The sequence below is a fragment of the Paenibacillus sp. Y412MC10 genome (assembly GCF_000024685.1).
GTDB lineage: Bacteria > Bacillota > Bacilli > Paenibacillales > Paenibacillaceae > Paenibacillus_AQ > Paenibacillus_AQ lautus_A.
Genome location: NC_013406.1, coordinates 6,077,311 through 6,095,729, shown reverse-complemented (window position 1 = coordinate 6,095,729; position 18,419 = coordinate 6,077,311). Strand labels below are relative to the sequence as shown.

Annotated in this window: 18 protein-coding genes and 1 riboswitch; of the genes, 14 read left to right on the top strand and 4 right to left on the bottom strand. The window is 54.8% G+C overall.

Annotated elements, in window-relative coordinates:
* Positions 1-174 precede the first annotated feature (174 nt).
* The 4 genes from GYMC10_RS26775 (at position 175) to GYMC10_RS26760 (ending at position 4,759) form a co-directional block, all read left to right on the top strand.
* Positions 175-1,059 carry a LysR family transcriptional regulator gene (locus GYMC10_RS26775; protein WP_036665090.1) on the top strand — a complete coding sequence of 295 codons (885 nt, stop codon included), beginning with the start codon at positions 175-177 and terminating at the stop codon, positions 1,057-1,059.
* A gap of 253 nt (positions 1,060-1,312) precedes the next feature.
* The gene (locus GYMC10_RS26770) at positions 1,313-2,659 is read left to right on the top strand and encodes a DEAD/DEAH box helicase (protein WP_015737391.1); all 1,347 of its coding nucleotides are present in this window, start codon (positions 1,313-1,315) and stop codon (positions 2,657-2,659) included.
* A 127-nt stretch (positions 2,660-2,786) separates the two neighbouring features.
* On the top strand, positions 2,787-3,539 hold the full coding sequence (locus GYMC10_RS26765) for an ABC transporter ATP-binding protein (RefSeq protein ID WP_015737390.1): 753 nt from the start codon (positions 2,787-2,789) through the stop codon (positions 3,537-3,539).
* The gene (locus tag GYMC10_RS26760) at positions 3,536-4,759 is read left to right on the top strand and encodes an ABC transporter permease (protein WP_015737389.1); all 1,224 of its coding nucleotides are present in this window, start codon (positions 3,536-3,538) and stop codon (positions 4,757-4,759) included. Before GYMC10_RS26765 ends, GYMC10_RS26760 begins: the two co-directional genes overlap by 4 nt.
* 139 nt (positions 4,760-4,898) lie before the next feature.
* Here the strand turns inward: GYMC10_RS26760 and GYMC10_RS32070 are convergent, their stop codons facing one another.
* From GYMC10_RS32070 to GYMC10_RS26750, 3 genes are all read right to left on the bottom strand, one after another.
* Complete coding sequence (locus GYMC10_RS32070) at positions 4,899-5,021, bottom strand: hypothetical protein (protein ID WP_009592125.1); 123 nt, start codon at positions 5,019-5,021, stop codon at positions 4,899-4,901.
* Between the two features lie 168 nt (positions 5,022-5,189).
* Positions 5,190-6,488: an aminotransferase class I/II-fold pyridoxal phosphate-dependent enzyme gene (locus GYMC10_RS26755; protein WP_009592117.1), complete on the bottom strand. Its 1,299-nt coding sequence runs from the start codon at positions 6,486-6,488 to the stop codon at positions 5,190-5,192.
* Between the two features lie 125 nt (positions 6,489-6,613).
* Positions 6,614-7,228 (bottom strand): pyridoxamine 5'-phosphate oxidase family protein, encoded by a 615-nt coding sequence (locus GYMC10_RS26750; protein ID WP_015737388.1) that lies wholly within the window; start codon positions 7,226-7,228, stop codon positions 6,614-6,616.
* Between the two features lie 127 nt (positions 7,229-7,355).
* Between GYMC10_RS26750 and GYMC10_RS26745 the strand changes: the two genes are divergently transcribed.
* The 3 genes from GYMC10_RS26745 (at position 7,356) to GYMC10_RS26730 (ending at position 11,256) form a co-directional block, all read left to right on the top strand.
* On the top strand, positions 7,356-8,822 hold the full coding sequence (locus tag GYMC10_RS26745; RefSeq protein ID WP_015737387.1) for a PLP-dependent aminotransferase family protein: 1,467 nt from the start codon (positions 7,356-7,358) through the stop codon (positions 8,820-8,822).
* 59 nt (positions 8,823-8,881) lie between these two features.
* Positions 8,882-9,667 (top strand): helix-turn-helix domain-containing protein, encoded by a 786-nt coding sequence (locus tag GYMC10_RS26740; protein ID WP_009594561.1) that lies wholly within the window; start codon positions 8,882-8,884, stop codon positions 9,665-9,667.
* Positions 9,668-10,350: 683 nt separating this feature from the next.
* Complete coding sequence (locus GYMC10_RS26730) at positions 10,351-11,256, top strand: oxidoreductase (RefSeq protein ID WP_015737386.1); 906 nt, start codon at positions 10,351-10,353, stop codon at positions 11,254-11,256.
* A 63-nt stretch (positions 11,257-11,319) separates the two neighbouring features.
* Here GYMC10_RS26730 and asd read toward each other — a convergent pair whose 3' ends face one another.
* Positions 11,320-12,123: an archaetidylserine decarboxylase gene (gene asd / locus GYMC10_RS26725; protein ID WP_015737385.1), complete on the bottom strand. Its 804-nt coding sequence runs from the start codon at positions 12,121-12,123 to the stop codon at positions 11,320-11,322.
* 165 nt (positions 12,124-12,288) lie between these two features.
* A riboswitch (TPP riboswitch) is annotated at positions 12,289-12,401 on the top strand.
* Between the two features lie 91 nt (positions 12,402-12,492).
* Between asd and GYMC10_RS26720 the strand changes: the two genes are divergently transcribed.
* From GYMC10_RS26720 to GYMC10_RS26690, 7 genes are all read left to right on the top strand, one after another.
* Positions 12,493-13,122: an ECF transporter S component gene (locus GYMC10_RS26720; RefSeq protein WP_015737384.1), complete on the top strand. Its 630-nt coding sequence runs from the start codon at positions 12,493-12,495 to the stop codon at positions 13,120-13,122.
* Complete coding sequence (locus tag GYMC10_RS26715) at positions 13,115-14,791, top strand: ABC transporter ATP-binding protein (RefSeq protein WP_049788745.1); 1,677 nt, start codon at positions 13,115-13,117, stop codon at positions 14,789-14,791. Before GYMC10_RS26720 ends, GYMC10_RS26715 begins: the two co-directional genes overlap by 8 nt.
* Positions 14,788-15,594: an energy-coupling factor transporter transmembrane component T family protein gene (locus GYMC10_RS26710; RefSeq protein ID WP_015737382.1), complete on the top strand. Its 807-nt coding sequence runs from the start codon at positions 14,788-14,790 to the stop codon at positions 15,592-15,594. The genes GYMC10_RS26715 and GYMC10_RS26710 overlap by 4 nt, the downstream gene beginning before the upstream one ends.
* Positions 15,595-15,741: 147 nt before the next feature.
* Positions 15,742-16,311, top strand: coding sequence for a TetR/AcrR family transcriptional regulator (locus tag GYMC10_RS26705; protein WP_009594579.1), 570 nt, complete (start codon positions 15,742-15,744; stop codon positions 16,309-16,311).
* 4 nt (positions 16,312-16,315) lie between these two features.
* The gene (locus tag GYMC10_RS26700; protein ID WP_009594607.1) at positions 16,316-16,675 is read left to right on the top strand and encodes a DMT family transporter; all 360 of its coding nucleotides are present in this window, start codon (positions 16,316-16,318) and stop codon (positions 16,673-16,675) included.
* A 137-nt stretch (positions 16,676-16,812) separates the two neighbouring features.
* Positions 16,813-17,409, top strand: coding sequence for a LysE family translocator (locus tag GYMC10_RS26695; protein ID WP_015737381.1), 597 nt, complete (start codon positions 16,813-16,815; stop codon positions 17,407-17,409).
* A gap of 6 nt (positions 17,410-17,415) precedes the next feature.
* Entirely contained in the window at positions 17,416-18,195 is a 780-nt protein-coding gene (locus GYMC10_RS26690) for an AraC family transcriptional regulator (RefSeq protein ID WP_015737380.1), read from the top strand.
* Positions 18,196-18,419 lie beyond the last annotated feature (224 nt).

The following is an 18,419-nucleotide window of genomic DNA, read 5'->3' as shown; positions in this document are numbered from 1 at the left end:
TATATGAGCTGCTTGATTATAAATAAAATTGATATTTGTAATAGTAGACATTAGTTTCACTTATGTTATACGATTCTTTAGAGAAGAATACGGGTAACGGAGGGATTCGAAGATGAACTCTCGAATTTCGATCCAAGGTTCCTGTTATCATTTGATAAAATCGAGGTCATCATGATGGAAATCAATATGGAGTGGTATCGCGTCTTTTATTGGACTGCGCGGCTCGGCAGTTTATCGAGGGCAGCGGATCATCTGCATATCACCCAGCCAGCCGTCAGCCATACCGTTAAGCATTTGGAGGAAACGATCGGAGGTCCGCTATTCTTTCGGACCACCAAGGGAGTGAAACTCACGTCCGAGGGCGATGTGCTGTTTCGCTATATCGAGCAAGCCTTCGGTTTGATCGAAATCGGCGAGAAGGCGATCGCGGACATGCATAATTTGCACAGCGGCGAAATCAATATCGGGGCAAGCGATACGCTGTGCAAGTATTACCTGCTGCCGCATTTGGAGTATTTCCACGCCGCCTATCCGGATATTCGCATCCGCATCACCAACCGCACCACCCCGGAAACGCTGTCGCTTCTTAAGGAAGGGAAGATTGATTTCGGCATCGTCCATTTACCGGCTTCCGATAAACAAATCGACTTTCGCCCAAGCTCGCCGATCCATGATTGTTTAGTGGCTGGCAGGTCGTATGCGGAGCGGGCCGGATTACCGAACCCGTTGTCCCTTCACGATATCGGGAACTACCCGCTGCTTATGCTGGAGACTGGCGGAAGCACGAGGATGTACGTGGATCAATACGCCGAGCTCCAGGGCGTAAAGCTAAAACCGGAGTTCGAGCTTGGCAGCATCGAGCTGCTGGTACAGTTTGCCCGAAGCGGCTTCGGACTGGCTTTTGTCATTCGCGACTATGCCAAAGACGAAATGCAAACAGGCCAGCTGATCGAGGTGCCGCTCGATCCGCCGATTCCCGAGCGCAGCATCGGAATTGCAACGCTTCGAGGCATTCCGCTATCTGCAGCGGCCAAGTCGTTTCTCGCTCTACTGCCCTAGGCATGACCATCAAGCATAGCAGAAATAACCTGCATGAAACGCAGAGTAAGGCCATTTCTCATGTTTGATTTGGTGGCAACTCCTGTTTTGGCATATAATGAGAAAGAGTGAACAAGACTCGTTCGAAAAAACGCCTGCTGTACTTTCAATAAAGCAAACAAACTGCACGTAACGGAAGTTTCTCCAGCGATATCAGGCAGACGCGCTTTGGAATCATAGACTTCTGATATCTAAAAAAAGGATGGACTAACATATGACTGGAACTACATTTCATACATTAGGAATAGCGGAGGATTTGTCCTCCCGATTGGCGGAGTTCGGCATTGCCACGCCTTCTCCCGTTCAGGCTGAGGCGATTCCTCCCATACTCGAAGGCAAGGACGTGCTGGCGACTTCCCAGACGGGCACGGGAAAGACGCTTGCTTATTTGCTGCCCGTTCTTCAGGGCATCGATCCGGAGATCAAGGGAGCCCAGAAATTGATTCTCGCTCCGACGCAGGAGCTCGCCGTTCAGATCGTGAGAGAGAGCGAGCGCTACGGGGAAGCCCGCGGAATCGGCGTGCTCGGCCTGATCGGCGGTGCCGCGGCCAAGCGTCAGATTGAGAAGCTGCGGCTGCATCCGCAGCTGATCGTGGGAACGCCGGGACGCGTGCGGGAACTGATCGAAATCCGGAAGCTGAAAATGCACCAAGTGACCACGATCGTGGTTGACGAGGTGGACCAGGTGTTTAATCTAGGCGGCGCCGGCGATGTGGATCGCATCCTGCGCAGTGCCTTGCGCGACCGTCAATTGGTATTCTTATCCGCAACGGTGAGTCCGGAGACGGCCGAGCTCGTGAAGAAGGAGATGGATCAGCCCGTTGAAATCGGGATCGATCCGGAGCGTCGGACGCCGTCCGCGCTGGAGCATTATTATTTCGTCTCGGAAGAGCGCGACAAGCTGGACATGCTTCGCCGCGTGGTACGGCATTACAATCCCGACCGTGCGATCGTGTTCGTCAATGCCACCGAGGACTTGGCAGAGGTGGAGGCGAAGCTGAATTACCTTGGATTAAACGCAGCTGCCCTATACGGGGACGCCGACAAGATGACCCGGAGTCGGGTTTTGAACGCGTTTAGAGAAGGGCGCACCAAGCTTCTGGTGGCTAGCGATGTCGCCGCCCGGGGGCTCGATATTGAAGGGCTCGGCATGGTGATCAATTACGATCCGCCTATTGATGCCGAGCATTACACGCACCGCGCAGGCCGCACGGGACGCATGGGGCGGAGCGGCATGGCGATTACGCTTGTCACGGACCGTCAAACGTTCATCATGCGCAAGTTCAATCGCGAGCTGGGCATATCGATCGAAGAACGCGCCCTGTATGGCGGCAAGGTAAGAACCCCGCGTTCCGCTCCAACCGATCGGGGTCAAGGTCCCCGCGGGTCGGCTGCGGGGGCTGCCCGCAAAGACAAGCCTGCCCGAAAGCCCGCTTCCATCAGCGTCAATGGCAAGTCCGGAAACGGCAAGGCATCGGGCGAGCGTCAAAGTGAACGGGAGCGTGACCGCAAGAACAAGGGCGCTCCGAAATGGTTGAAGAACAAGCCTCCACGGGGCTAAAGCTGAGGCCTCCGCGAGCGTAGGGGCTTGCAGCGATGATGTTGTTTTTTGGGTCCGATTTATGCGGATTCGGTAAGGTCATCATCCGTGTGGATTGGACTCTTTTCAGAATAAGAGGTGATCGATAATGAGCGAACAGCCGGTATTGTCTGTTCAAGGATTAAGCGGCGGATATAGCATAAACCGACCGGTTCTGCATGACGTAACCTTTCAGGTGGAACCGGGGGAAATGGTAGGTTTGATCGGCCTGAACGGCGCGGGCAAGAGTACGACGATGAAGCATATCCTGGGTCTGATGAATCCGCAAAAGGGGATCATCCAGGTCCAGGGGAAGAGCCGCTCGGAGCATTCGGAAGCGTATCACAGCGCCTTGGCTTTCGTTCCCGAATCCCCGCTGCTGTATGAGGAAATGACGGTGCGCGAGCATTTGGAATTTACGGCTCGTTCCTACGGCGTGTCCCGCGAGGATTATGAGACGCGCTCGGCGCAGCTGTCGAAGATGTTCCGAATGGAAGAAAAGATGGACAGCCTGTCCACGCATTTGTCCAAGGGCATGCGCCAAAAAGTGATGATCATGTGCGCATTCGTCGCGAGACCGTCGCTGTACATCATCGACGAGCCCTTCCTTGGGCTTGATCCGCTCGGGATCCGCTCGCTGCTTGACTTTATGCTGGAATTGAAAGCATCCGGTGCTTCCGTATTGCTAAGCTCCCATATTCTCTCGACGATCGAGAATTATTGCGACCGGTTCATCGTGCTGCACCGCGGCAGCATCATTGCTCAGGGGACGCTGAAGGAAATCCAGGATCAAGCGGGAAGACCGGGCATGTCCCTGGAAGAGCTGTTCAATGTGCTGATTCAGGACGGTAAGGGCGAATGAATCTGCGTGAGCTGTATGTCAAACGACGCGGGCAGTTCTGGGGTGAAATCCTTCCCTATCTGGGTTATGTCATACAGAGCGGGGTCGCCGTCGTATTCCTGTTCCTGCTGATTGCATTCGCGGCATGGTATACCGCACTTCTGCAGCAAGTTCCGCCAGATCTGCCGATACGCTGGATCATGCTGATTTTCCTTGCGCCCCTCATGATCAACAGCAGCATTCGCACGTATCTGCGCACGGCGGATACGGTGTTCCTCATTCCGCAGGAATCCCGAATGAAGGAATATTTCCGCAAAGCATGGTTTAGCGGAGTCATATATAAAATCATCGGCTTGGGATTGGTCCTGCTCATTCTATGGCCTCTATACATACGCAGCGATGTTTCGCCAAAGACGCTGCTGGCTACGTTTGCTGTCCTGACCGTGTTCAAGCTGCTGTCCAGCTATGGCAGCTGGAAGGAGCAGCTTATGGTGTCACGGAACGCGGCAGCAGCCTATCGGGCACTCCGCTGGATCGTTCCGGCACTGAGCCTGGCTGCCTGGCTATGGCATCCAACGGGCCGTGCCCTCCTATTCATGGCGCTGCTCGGCCTCACGTATGTTGCCGCGTTATCCGTTCCCGTCAAACACTTGGTCGCCTGGGAGCGATTAATCGCCGTTGAGCAGCGGCAGGCAAGCCGGGTTATGATGGTGCTGAGCTGGTTCGTGAATGTGCCTCAGCGGGAGCAGCGCGTCCATGCGCGGAAATGGCTGTCCGGATGGGGGAAAGGATTGGCGTGGAAGAAGGAGAGCGCCTATCGCTTTCTTCTTATCAAGAGCCTGACACGCAGCGATATTCTGGGCATTCTGATCCGTGTCGGACTGCTTGGAGCCTTTATCGTATGGGCCACCCGGGATAGCCTGGTATCTGCGCTTGTATATCTGATCAGCCTGATGATTGTCGGGCTCCAATTGTCTGCGCTGCGCAAGCTGCATCCGGAATCGTTCTGGCTGCACGTCTATCCGCTTCCGGAAGGAACTCGCCGCGACAATGAAGGCAAGCTGATCTTCCAGGTACAGCTGTTCTGGGCCGTACTGCTGTGGCTTCCGCTCGTTCCGGGCATCCTTAGCGCGCCAGGGCGGATACTCGGTACGATGGCTGCAGGCATCGCGATTGTGTTCCTGTTCCGAAGCGCCGCTGCCCGAAAGAGCCGGCGCGAAGACGATGACGACGACGAATAGAATATAACGGGAAGAGGCCGGGACGTTAGCGTCCCGGCCTTCTATCGGTGGTTATCGTATGGGTTAGGGTTGGCTGCAGAAATCGCAGTGCGTCGTGTGGCGACCTGCGATTTCTAGTATAGCTGTTATCTGGTTGTCATTACACCCAGAAAGAACGAGTGATGATAACGAGCAGGATAAAGAGAACCAGGATTGCTCCGACTCCGTATCCACCGCCGTATCCGCCGTATCCACCGTGTCTTACTTCTTCAACTGCACCCATGTTCATTCCCCTTTCAGTTCGATGATTTATAGTACACGGTATTGTATGTAGCTATTGGTCTATGTGTATGGGCGAGCGTTTAGATATGGCAGAAGAAAAAATAAAGACCGGGGAGAATTCCCGGTCTTTATTTTACCTAAACGTTTATATATTCGGATGCATGGATCATCAAGCCTTCTGCAGATCCTGAATCCCTTTGTAGACCAGGTCGAACAGATCCTCCAAATACTCCTCGTCAATACAAGAGAAGGCGATCCGGAGATCATGCTCGCCGAGGGCGATGGTTCCTACGCCATACTCATGAATGAGATGGGAGCGGAGCTCCTCGGCGTTTACCGTGTTCAGCTTAAGGCACATGAAGTAGCCGGAGTTGAACGGATAGTACTCCCAAACATCGCCGTATTTGCCGCTGTCGAGGATGGACTTCACTTTGTTGGCTCGGCCCTTCATGATGACGAATTTCTCTTCCTTCTGCTCGTGGAATTCCGGCGATTTCAGCGCCTCCAGAACAAAGGTCTGCGAAGGGTGGGAGGCACTGGATATCGTTGCGCGGATAATGCCGAGCGTTTTCTGCTCCAGAGCGTCCAGCACGTCTTTATCTTCAGCCGCATACGTAATGAAGCCGACCCGGAATCCCCATACGAATTCTTCCTTCGTAGCACCGTCGACTTTCACGGGAAGCACGCGAGGATGAAGGCCCGCCAGGCGTCCGAAGAGCGATTCCTTCAGCGAATCTTCAAAGAACAAGCCGAAATACGCATCATCCGTTACGACGACAACGTTCATGCCGGCCTCGGCAGCTTCCTGAATCGCGGACACGATGGCCGCACCTTCCTCCGCGCCGGGCGTGTAACCCGTCGGGTTGTTCGGGAAGTTCAGCAGAACGACGGCTTTGCCTTTATCCTTCTGGCTCAGCAGAGCCTGACGAAGTCCGTCGGCGTTAAATTTCATATCGTCCGTGAAGAGAGGATAGGTTACATGAATGCCATGGCGGCGAATGCCGAAGGTCAGCTCGTAATTTTCCCAGTTTTTGTCGGGATAAATGACGGCATCCCCTTCATCCACGAACAAATCGGCTACGATGCTAAGTCCATGCGTCAGCGCATTCGTGACGATCGGATTGCTGAAGCTCTTGCCTTCAAGCGAAGGATTCTCCTGGATCATCTTGTTCCGCCATACGGAGCGAAGCTCCGGCTTGCCGGCCGGAGGGGCATACGGGTACAGATCCTTCGGCTGGTATGCCGAAAGTTTGTCTTGGATGACGCCCAGATGCATCGGGATTCCGCCCTCGGTTGCAATGCCGATCGTAGCGTTATATTTTTTCGCATGGCTCGTCGCTTCCGCGGATTGACTCAGGATGCCTTCCTTCGGGAAGTAGATTTCCCTGCCGAGTGTGGAGAGCATGTCGTACACATGCGGATTGCCAGCTTGCATTTTTCCATTCAATTGACCAACCAATGGGTTCATGAACTGATTCCTTCCTTCCGAATACTTTTGGTTAAGGTAAGAGCAGGTGACAAGTTGCCTTTACGTTTTCATTGCCTAACATTATACCACCTACCCCAGGAACCGTCACGGATAAATGTAATGCTTTAACGCGGTCCAGGGTGATACTTGCAAATCAGTCCTGCCGTCTCCTCGTCCCGATTCTTGCCGCGGCATTCCAGGCCTTCGATGACGGCTTGGAGCCGATCGGGCTTCAGGTTCTGGCCGAACTTGAACTTGGCGCTCATTCGCTGCGGAGTCAGCCGGATGACGGCTACCCCTTTCAGCCTGGAGATATAAGCCCGGTCGTTCGCGTCGATGGCGCGGTATCCGCCTTCAGGCTGCAGCTTTTGCATCAGCGCTTCCATCGCAAGCGCTTTTTCCTCCAGATCGTCTACGATCACGGCCTCGCCGATAGCGGTTACGCTTTTGAAATAGGCCGTGGCCGGGCATGCCATCTCGGGGTCGGAGAAATAGGAAGGGATGAGGGCATACTCATCCGCAATGGTGAAGCATACGGCGGGCGTCCGGCGGAGATGGTCCATTTTCTCACCCATCCGGCTGCCGTGAAAATAGAACGCTCCGTTGACATAGGCAAAATTCAAAGGCGTTACACGCGGGATTCCCTCTTCATCGGCTGTTCCAAGGAAACCAAAGCTCATCCCGCGAAGGAAGTCCTCGATCTCTTGGGGATCCTCCATCGCAAATTCGTCTCTTCTCATGGTTACATGCTCCCCCTATCATTTTGAATAACAGCATACGATGTTCATTGACAAGGAAAAAGCGCCAATTTAGAGTAATTTGTATAGTCCAATTTGATCGTAATCCCAAAATAGAGGAGACATCGTCATGGAGCTTGGATTGCCGTTCGAGACCTATGTGGAACAATATCGATATAAATATTTGGCTCTGTACCACGCGATTCGCGCCGCGATTCATAGCGGCAAGCTGCCGGAAGGCACGAGGCTTCCCGCAACCCGCGAGCTGGCCAGGCTCTACGGGGTGTCCAGGGGATCGGCCGCGCAGTGTTATGACATGCTCATGGCCGAGGGCTACGTCGTATCCCGGCAGGGCAGCGGAACATACGTGGCCGAGGGAATCGCTGCCACGGCAGGCCAGCCGCCATTGGCCGAGCGGGCGCCGGCGCTCTCCGCTTGGGGGCAGCGACTGATGAGCCAGAGCGGGGAATATGTCTCGGCACAGCTGCTGCTGAAGGAGCCTCCCCCGGGTACGATCTCTTTCGCGAATGCGAGGATGCCCATGGAGGATTTCCCTTATTCGGAGTGGCGGAGCGCGTTATCCTATGCAGGCGGAAGCGGGGGAGCCGAGCTGCAGAATGGAGCGCCGCCGGAGGGGGATATCGAACTGCGCCGGGCGATAGCCGGACACCTCCGGTTCACGCGGGGCATACAGGCGGATCCCGAGCATATCGTGGTTTTCAGCGGTTCCATGCAGGGGCTTGTCCTGATGTTTCAGCTGCTGGTTGATCCCGGCGATCACGTGGTGATGGAGGATCCGGGTTATCAGGGAATCCACCGGGGCATAAGCTTGAGCGGCGGGATTCCGCTGCCGTCCCCTGTCGACGATGCCGGATTGATTCCGTGCGAATGGGACGCCGGCCTGCTTGTCGTAAGCCCCAGCCGTCAATACCCGACCGGCGCGGTGCTGCCGCTGGAGCGAAGAAGGGCGCTGCTGAATTGGGCGCGAAGCCGCCAGGCCTTCATTATCGAGGATGATTACGACAGCGAATTCCGCTGGGGCGGCAAGCCGATCGAACCTCTGAAAATGCTGGACGACGAGGGGCGCGTCATCTTTGTCGGTTCATTCTCCAAAACGATGTTCACCGGCCTCCGCATCGGTTATGCCGTGCTTCCCCCGAGCCTGGTTGAGGCGGTCGTTCAGGCCAAGGCTCTGTACGAGCCGATCTCGCCAGCCGTATTGGAGCAGCGTGCCTTGGCCCGCTTTATTGTAAGGGGAGGTTACGGGCGGCATCTCAGAAGAATGACCCGGCTGTACGGCGCGCGGTATGAGGCGCTTCGCCATGGGATGGAAACCCACGCCTCGGGCTTGTTTCGCCTTCACCCCGGCGATGCCGGCCTGCACGTTTACGCGAACTGGCTGCGCTCCGCGGAAGAGTACGCCCTGTTCCAGGAGGCTGCCCGCAAGCGCGGCGTCATGTTTCGGGATGCGGCGGCCTATCATCGTACGCCCGGGCCGCCTGCCGCCTGCTTCGGCTTCTCGCATCTCGGCATATCCAGCATCGAAGAAGGGGTTGCCCGGATGGCGCAGGCATGGCGGGACATGCAAAAAACATAAAAAACGGGTATGATGGGAAAGAGGTCAATTTTTGAATGAGATGAGGGGGTTATGACGAGATGCTGAATGCATCGCCGTCTTCGTTTATAATCATGCCTGCGCTTGCCAAAATCGTTTGCGAGCCGGGCTGGAAATGGCAAAAACGCGAAAGGCCCATGCAGAACTACGATTTGTTCTATGTATGGAGCGGCGAAGGCACGGTCGAGCTAAATGACGAGCCCTTTACCGTGGGAAAGGGAAGCTGCTTCCTGTTCCGACCCGGAGATCATACGAGCGCGACGCACAATCCGCAGAAGCCGCTCGTATTGACATATATCCATTTTGACGTGACCGACCCGGTCGAAGAGATTCCGGCATCTTATCGCAAGCTGACGGAAACGATGGATTTCGAATATTTGCTTGCACGCTATGTGCGTTTGTATCTGGACAAGCCCTATGGTTCACTGGAAGAGGGCCAGCTCATTCTGAAGCAGCTGATGATTCATCTGCTGCGCTCGGATCTGGATGCTCCGGTGGTCAAAAAAGCAAGCAATCAGCTGTCCGAGGCGATCCATGAAATCGCGAATTACGTCCGCCAGCACCCGGGGGTTCCCCATCGGGTCGAGGATTTGGCGGCCAGAGCGGGGTTGTCTCCCCGCTACTTCTCGATCAAGTTCAAGGAGCTGATCGGCACGCCGGTGCAATCCTATATCATTCAGATGCGGATCGAGCGGGCGCAGCATCTGCTGCTGCATCAAGGGATGAACGTAACGGAAGTGGCCGACGCGCTGGGTTATCGGGATATTTTCTTCTTCAGCCGACAATTTAAGCAGTATACGGGCAAGAGCCCATCCGAAATTCGGTGATTCCCCGCCCTTCCATAACTTACCTGCTTGGTGGAAGGGGCCTATGGGTTTCATAGCAAGCGATTTAGGGTAAAAACGACGTACAGTTTCATTTTAAGATATCAGAAAGTATAAATTCGAAGCATGAGCCTTCCTGATATCGCAAGAAAAACTTCCGCTAAATGCGGTCTGTCTTCTATGCGAGTACGTCGATAGACGTTTTTCTTATGAAGGGGGGAGAGGGGAATGAGCCCAAGAAGACGGGTGCGTGGACGTTTCTTCAGTCGTGGCGGCTGCGGTATTTTCAGAAATCGCTTGCGCCGCATGAAGACAACGAATCCGAATCATCAGGACGTTTGGTTTTAAAGGACCTTGGCCTACATACGGGTGATGTTGAATCCCGTTATCATATACGCATTTCGCTGGAAACACGCAAAAGGGAGCTGACAAGCTCCCTTTTTTTCGATATGTTTTGGAGTCCCCGCAAAGTATTTGGAATAAGCATCGAAGCATAGGCTCCGCTTTGTGGGGCTATTTAGTGGGTGCCTATACGGACAGGGAGTTTGTCTGATTACGTTGTAAAGGGATGCAGCTGCGATAGACTCTGTTGACATTGCAAACATTTGATATATTGGGAATATACATAAAACGCTTAAGAGCAGAGCTCGAAAAAGTAAGGGATTAGGCATTTGGATAAAGGAAGGATGTTGGCATGTGAGAGGAATAACGGCATCGACGGAGCCGGCGGTGATCCGGTGGTAACGGCGGGAGCAGGGAAGGTTGCGCTGGTCACGGGCGCGTCAAGCGGGTTCGGACTGCTGATCAGTCTGGAGCTGGCAAAAGCAGGTTATGACGTGGCCGCGGGTCTTCGCAGACCTGAGGCGGCAGCAGAGCTGTTGGCTCAGGCTGAACAAGCAGATGTTACCGGGCGTATTCACATCTTCCGATTGGATATAAGTGCCGAGGAGCAGGTCAAGGCTGCTGCTTCGGCGCTGGAGCAGAAGTTCGGCCGCTTGGACGTGCTGGTGAACAACGCCGGCGAGGCGGTGGGCGGCATGGTGGAGGAAGTGCCGCTGGGGGGCTGGCGAAAGCAGATGGAGACGAATTTCATCGGGACCGTATCGGTGACGCAGCATATGCTCCCGCTGCTGCGCAAGACCGGACGGTCTAAAATCATTCTCATGAGCAGCATTAGCGGCAGGGTCGGCTTTCCGGGTTATGGTCCCTATGCCGCTTCCAAATTTGCGCTGGAGGGGTTCGGCGAGAGCCTGTCCATGGAGTTGATGCCCTTTGGGATCGACGTCGTGCTGGTCCAGCCCGGTGCCTACGGCACGCCGATCTGGAACAAGAGTTTTGGGGAGCTGGCGGTCAAGGAAGGATCACCCTACAGCGATCTGCTGAAGGGCGTGCTGGACTATTCCGAGCGGACGGCCAAGGAAAGCGGGGATCCGCAGGAGGTAGCCCGTCTTGTGGCAAGCATATCGTCCATGACCAAACCGAGGTTCCGCTATACGCTGCCCCGAGGCACGCGGCTGACCGCGCGGATCAAGGGACTGCTGCCAGATCGGCTGTTTCAGCGGATCATTTACCGGCTGCTGAGCAGGCGGTAATCCTTCATCCGTCGAATGTTTCATGGACTTAGCTTAAAGCGCATGCTTGGAAGCTGAAAGGAATTACCCTTTTCGGGCTGTGGAAGGGTGCAGCAAACCGAGCAGTTCTCCCATCTTCACCTTGGAGCCCGGTTCCAAGTCACCGCGGGGTGTAAACGTGCCGTTCTCCGTCAAGAGCACGACGGTAGAGCCGAATTCAAAGTACGCAAGTTCGTCGCCAATGTCGTATTTCTTCACGCTCTCGTCGGCATAACGGATGCTGCTTACGTTCATGGCTCCGACCTTCACGACCGCAACTTCGCCGAATTCATGGGCAATATAGGTAATGAGGCGCTCGTTGCGGCTGAGCACGTTCCGGATATGGGTCATCGCAAAATCGTTCACGGGGTATACCCGGCCCTTCAAATGCTCGCTTTCCGCTTGAATGCCGGTTACCGGGGAATGTATGCGATGATAGTCGGTGGGGCTTAAATACAATACGAATGCATAACCGTTGATATAATTCTCCATTCTCGGTGACTTGGCGAGCAGCTCGCTCAGGGTATAATCCTGTCCCTTGACGCTGAGGATGGTGCCGGCGTTGACGGCGCACATCGCCGAAATCGTGGCATCGACGGGGCTTACCATGGCATCGGCGGTGTCGTCTATGGCGCGGAGGCCTATTTTTAACCGGCGGGAAAAGAATTCGTTCAGCGAACGGTATTCGTGGATCTCCTTCTCCGCTTCATGCGCCGGGATTTGGTAGATTCGTATAAATGCAGGTATTAGATGACGGCTCAGCCGGCTGTGGGAACAATGCCCCATGATGCGGGACAGCCACTTGCGGGAGGACAGCTCGGTCATCAGACGCAGCAATTGTTTAGCCATGTCATTCTCCTTTGTGCATAGGTGTCGGCAATAAAACGTTGGTGGAAAAGCCAATCACTCTGATATTGACATAGAATGAGCCGGAAATCAATAAATAGCCATTTTTGAAAAAAGGTTCTTGCTAATTGGGGAACGAATGTGTATTTTAAGATTAACATGAAACCGAATAGGGAATACGGGGGCTTGAGTGAATCAGGCTGAGATTGCAGCTGCTATCCGCTGTTGACCGTTAATCTGAACTGGGTAATGCCAGCGTAGAGAATATCCGACCCTGCCTACATAGGGCCTATTTTTCCGTCTGCGCGTTTTTCCAGACGGTTTTTTGTTGTGTTTATACAAAAAAAGCGGTGGAGAGGGGAATGTGTTGTTATGGGAACGTCTGTGCAAGAGAAATTGGGGGTACAGCCTAGAAAAGGGCTGCGATTAAGCGATATTTTGGTGACGGTGCTGGTATCGCTGGTGCTTGGCGTCATTTATCACTTCTGGGGATCGGTTTACAATCTGCTGAAACCGCTGTTCTTCGAAGCGGATGAACTGTTATACGGCATGTGGTTCGCAGCGGCCACGCTCGCTTACCTGCTGATCCGCAAGCCGGGAGTGGCCATCATCGCGGAGGTGGCGGCGGCCCACGTGGAAGTGCTGTTCGGGAGCGGCTGGGGACTGACGCTGCTGCTGTACGGTCTCATTCAAGGGCTGGGCGCGGAATTGGTATTCGCGGCGTTCCGTTACCGGAGCACCTCGGCGTGGACGGTGGCGATTGCCGGGGCCGGCGCGGCGGTCGGCTCGATGGTGATGGACTTCTATTACAGTTATACCGATGATCTTCAGACCTGGATGTTCCTTGCCAAGTATGGCATGCGGATTCTCAGCGGCGCCGTCATTGCCGGCTTGCTCATGCTGCTGCTGGCCAAAGCGTTGGACCGTACGGGCGTCACATCCCTGCTGCGCCCTGCGTCCAAGAAGGATTATGAAGCACTGGATGATCCGCGCCATGTCTAAAACCGCCGCCCGCTTGGTTTCGTCTTCAACCGCCGAGGCGGTTACGGAGCAGGCCGTGCATGTGGAGGGATTGCGCCTGAAGTATCCGGGCGAGGAGCGTTTGATGTTTAAGGACTTGTCCTTCTCGGCTGCCCGCGGGGAAAAGGTGCTGCTGCTCGGTCCGAGCGGCTGCGGCAAATCTACGCTGCTTCAGGTGCTTAGCGGGATGATTCCCCGCGCCACGGAGGTGCCGATGAAATGCGAAGCCCAGCTGGTGCCTCGCTCTTGGGGATATGTATTCCAAGATCCGGATACCCAGTTCTGCATGCCGTACGTGGATGAAGAGCTGGCCTTCGTGCTGGAGAACCTCAGCGTTCCCCGCGACGAGATGAAGGAGCGAATGCAAGCCGTCCTGCATGAGGTTGGGCTTGACCTTCAGGAGCTGCATATGCCGATCGGTCATCTGTCGCAGGGGATGAAGCAGAGGCTTGCGCTGGCTTCGGCCCTTCTGCTGGAGCCGGAGGTGCTGTTCCTCGATGAGCCGTCCGCCCTGCTCGACCCGGAAGGCAGGGAGCAAATCTGGTCAGCGGTGAAGGCCGTATCGGAAGGGCGTACGCTGATTATCGTGGAGCACCGGATTGAAGAAATGGCCCAATACGTGGACCGCGTGGTGCTGTTCACCCCGGATGGCGCCATTCTGGGCGATGGTCCGCCGGCAGCGATATTCGCCGAGTATGCGCGCGAGCTTCAGGCGTATGGCATCTGGTATCCCGGCGTATGGGAGGATTATGCGGAGTCTCGGGTAGGACGGGAGCTGTTTGCTCCGGTAGACGCGCCAGGCGATGAGCTGGGAAGTCTCATACCTGAGGCAGACTCAACGTATGCCCACCTTGGGGAGCCTGTCATTCGGTTAGATGATTTCCGGGGACTGCGATGGGAGAAACCGGTCGTCTCTCTTCCTTCGGCTGAGGTATACCCCGGAGATTTCATTGCGGTGATCGGGCCGAACGGCGCAGGCAAAAGCTCGCTGCTGCTCAGTTTGATGGGGCTCCTGCGCGCCGAAGGGACCTATGTGCTCTGCGGGGAGGAGGTCATCCAGGGCAAGCGCAGGAAAGTGCGGAAGAAGAGAGAGCGGCAGCTGCGCCAAATCGGATTCGTGTTTCAGAATCCGGAGCTTCAGTTTCTGACGGAACGTATCGGCGATGAGGTGATGTACTCGCTGCTGGTGGACCAAATGCCGCCGGATGAAGCGAAGGCACGGGCCGACCGCTGCCTGGAACGCTTTGGGCTGGACGGCATGGATAACAGGCACCCGTACCAGCTGTCGACAGGCCAGAAGCGCCGGCTGAGCGTTGCCACGGCCATGGCAAGGCAGCCGGCCGTCCTGCTCCTGGATGAACCGACCTTCGGACAGGATGCGCGGAACACGTTCGCGATTCTGGAGATGTGCGAACGGCTGCGCCGCTCCGGAACCGCCATTCTCATGGTGACCCATGAAATGGAGATCGCGCAGCGGGCGGCCACGCACATCTGGGAGATTCGGGAAGGGCGGTTGACGTCAAGTTTGCCTTCCCCGCGCTGGTGTAGCGGGACCGAATCCGGACGGGAGACGGGCAAAGCGAATCACGCCGATGCGTTGCGGGATACGCTGGCTGCATCCGGTCATCTCCATACGGGGGTGAACGCATGAATATATGGAATCCTGTGCGGATCACTTGGCTGCACCGGGCGAATCCGGTGGTGAAGCTGGGACTGATCTGTGCGCTGTTTTTTATGACGGTGCTGACCCATGATCTTGATTTTGTCATGTATCAGGCCTTTATCTTTATGATTTGCCTCGTGGTGCTCAGCGGGGTGAAGCCGTGGAAGATGCTGCTGTTTTTCATTCCGTTCCTGCTTGCCTTTATATCGTCAGCCTCTTCCATGATGCTGTTCGGTAAGGGGGAGACGATCTGGTGGGAATGGGGATTGTTCCGGGTATCGGAAGAAAGCTTCTATCGGGGGCTGCATCTGGGCTTTAAGGGGATTGCCTTTGCATCGGAGGGACTGCTGCTCGTGACGACAACGTCCTCGGTGGATCTGTTCTACAGCCTGATGCAGAAGCTGAGGCTGGCGCCGAAGTATGCATACAGCTTCATGGCTTCGATCCGGCTGCTGCCGATGGTCTGGGAGGAATATGTGATCCGCCGCCAGGCCTTGAAGGTACGGGGAGTCCGCCCGATTCGGGGAGTTCGCGGCATGGTGAACCGTGCAGGCATGTATGTGGTGCCGCTCCTGGCGCAAAGCATCCGCCGGGCACACCGGGTGGCTGCGGCGATGGAGGCGAAGCAATTTGACGGGGAACGGGCGAAGGCCCGAACGTATTATTACCCGTCACGATATTCCCGCTACGATCTTCTGGTCGTCGGTTTACTGGCATCCGCCGCCTGCTGCGCTTATATGGCGGCCGGATATTTTCCTTGGTTCGGCATTGGCGACGTGCGGTTTGATTAAACCGTTGTTCTCCGGACAAGAGCCTGCTTACGGCTTGTAAGCAGGCTCTTTTTTTATAGAAAACTCTGGATTTTATGCTGATTGAAGCGTTATAATACTAATGGTACCAATGAAGTATTTTCAGTACCAGAAGGAGGGTTTGGCCACTTGCGCGAGCGAATATTGAATGAAACGATCCGTTTGATTCAGCGGCAGGGGTTTACGTTTACGGTCAGTGATCTGGCCCGCGGCCTTGCGATTAGCAAACGGACGATATATGAGCATTTTTCATCCAAGGAAGAAATCGTTGAGCATATCATTGACGGGATGATTCGTCACATCCAGCAGCGCGAACGCGAAATTGCGGCGGACGAGACGCTTACCGTTCTGGAGAAAATCCATCAGATCCTGATCTGCCTGCCTCAGGAGATGGAGAAGATGGATTTGGGGATGCTGCCGGATCTGAAGCGGTCGCATTATCCGCAGTGGGAGAAGCTGGACACCTTTTTTCGAGAAGAATGGGGCATTGTCACCGAGCTGATGGAGCAGGGTATGGCCGAGGGCAGCATCAAACGGATTCATATGCCGCTGTTCATCGACCTGTACCTCGGATCGCTCCATCAGATTTACGATTCGAGGGCGACGGTGAAGCATCAACTGCCGCTGGGGGAGCTGCTGCAGTCCGTCATGGATATTTTATTGTTCGGCATTGCCGCTGAGAAACGGAAGGGGTCTTGAGATTATGCATTGGGTCTATCTAAGTTTGGCTATTCTGTTCGAGGTGGCGGGCACGCTGAACATGAAGCTGTCGGAAGGATTCAGCAAACCGCTGCCAAGCGTGCTGCTGGTCGTGTTCTATATTTGCAGCTTGAGCTTCCTGACATTGAGCCTGAAGCAGATTGAAATATCCGTGGCTTACGCGATCTGGTCGGGACTCGGCATCATGATCATTACGCTGATCGGTTACATGTTCTTTGCGGAGCAGATCAACGGGCTCAAGGTATTCTCGATCCTGCTGATCATCGCAGGGGTCGTGCTGCTCAATTTATCCGGCAGCGCGCATGCGCAGGAGCAACCGAAGACGCACCAGTCCGGTCATTAAGGACAGTATCATGAAATGATTTTCGCTTAAGGGCCGTAATCGTCACGGCTCTTGTTCTGCTGCAATAATGTACTATGCCCCACTTCGCGTCCGGCTCTATAATGACAAAGGAAATTCCTTTGTTAGGAGCTATCATCATGAACCTGTCTTCGTTTTTTATTTACTGTTTTATCGTGGCTTTCTCACCGGGACCGTCCAATATCGTCATTCTGTCTTCGGTCCAGAACTCCGGCATGAAGAAGACCTTGCGCTACATCGCCGGTGCCTCCATCGCTTTTTTCATATTAATCGCCGCTTCGGTCGTATTAGGCCAGCTGCTGTCCTCCGGCATGCCGATCATTCTGCCGATCATGCGGGTAGCCGGCTGCCTGTTCATGCTGTATCTTGCGTATCAAGTGTATAATATGGACGTATCCAAGTCCGGCGTTAACCAAACGGCTTCTTTTACGTCCGGATTTCTGATGCAGTTTATCAATCCGAAGGTGGTAATGTTCACGCTGACGGTCATTCCCAGCTACGTGATGCCGTATTATACGGCAGGCCCTGTCGTTTCGGCGTTTGTGGTCGCGGTATCGTTAATCGGGCTGTCCGCGTATATGACCTGGGCCGTGTGCGGTAGCCTTTTTCAAGGAATTATGCAAAAATATCGGAGGACGACCAACACGATCCTGGCTTTGTTTCTGCTGTATTCGGCCATCGTCGTATCCGGCATACCGGAGCTCATAAAGGGGTGAAGGAAGATGGAGCAGTTTATTTACAAAAAAGCGGTGGGCATTACCGCATTGTCCGCGAGCCTGACGGATTTCAAATACAAGAAGCATTACCACGAAGAGTATGCCCTCGGCGTTACGCTGCGCGGCATACAGAAGTACTCCCTTGACGGCAGCCAGCAGGCTTCTTACCAAAGCGGGGTCATGCTGTTCCATCCGGAGCAGAATCATGATGGCTGGTCCCAGGAACGAACGGGCATCGACTATGTGATGATCTATATTCATCCGGAGCTCTTCCTGGAATTGACTCAGAAAAAGGATATCGTGCGGTTCCAATCTCCGATCGTATATCATGCGGGACTGCGGCAGAGCATTCTCAATGTGACGAGGTCGATCTTCACAGGTCAGCCGGAGGCTAAGAGCAGCGAGCTGCTGCTGGGCCTGGCGGGGCATTTTAACGAGGATATTCTGAACCCGGACAGCCGGAAGGACAGCGTATTTACGCGGAAGGCGAAAGACATGATGCAGGATCATCTGGAGCATGTCCTCCGTTTGGACGAATTGAGCGGGGAGTTCGGGATGTCGAAGTATCAGTTCATCCGTACCTTCAAAGCGAATACGGGGCTGTCGCCCTATCAGTATTATCTGAACTGTAAAGTGGAGCGCGCCAAGCACCTGATCGAGGACAGCCGGGATGTTTATCAAGCCGTGACCCAATGCGGCTTCACGGATCTTGCCCATTTGAACCGGCATTTCAAGAACGTGTACGGCACGACGGCGTTTGATTATATGTCCCATCTGGATAAGTAGAGGCGGCAGGCTGAAGCTTCTGTTAGCTGTGATCATGCTTCCACCGCGACATTATTGCGGTTTTACGCATGCCGAACCGTCATTCGGCCTTATCGAAGGGAAAGGTAAGCCGTTCGTTGAAACTGTGAGCAGGGAGCCGTAACCGGATTTTGAGATAGGGCCAAGGGATGTTAATCTGTATGTGGAATCATTAGAAACTACTCAGGCTTTAGCCGGATGGAAGG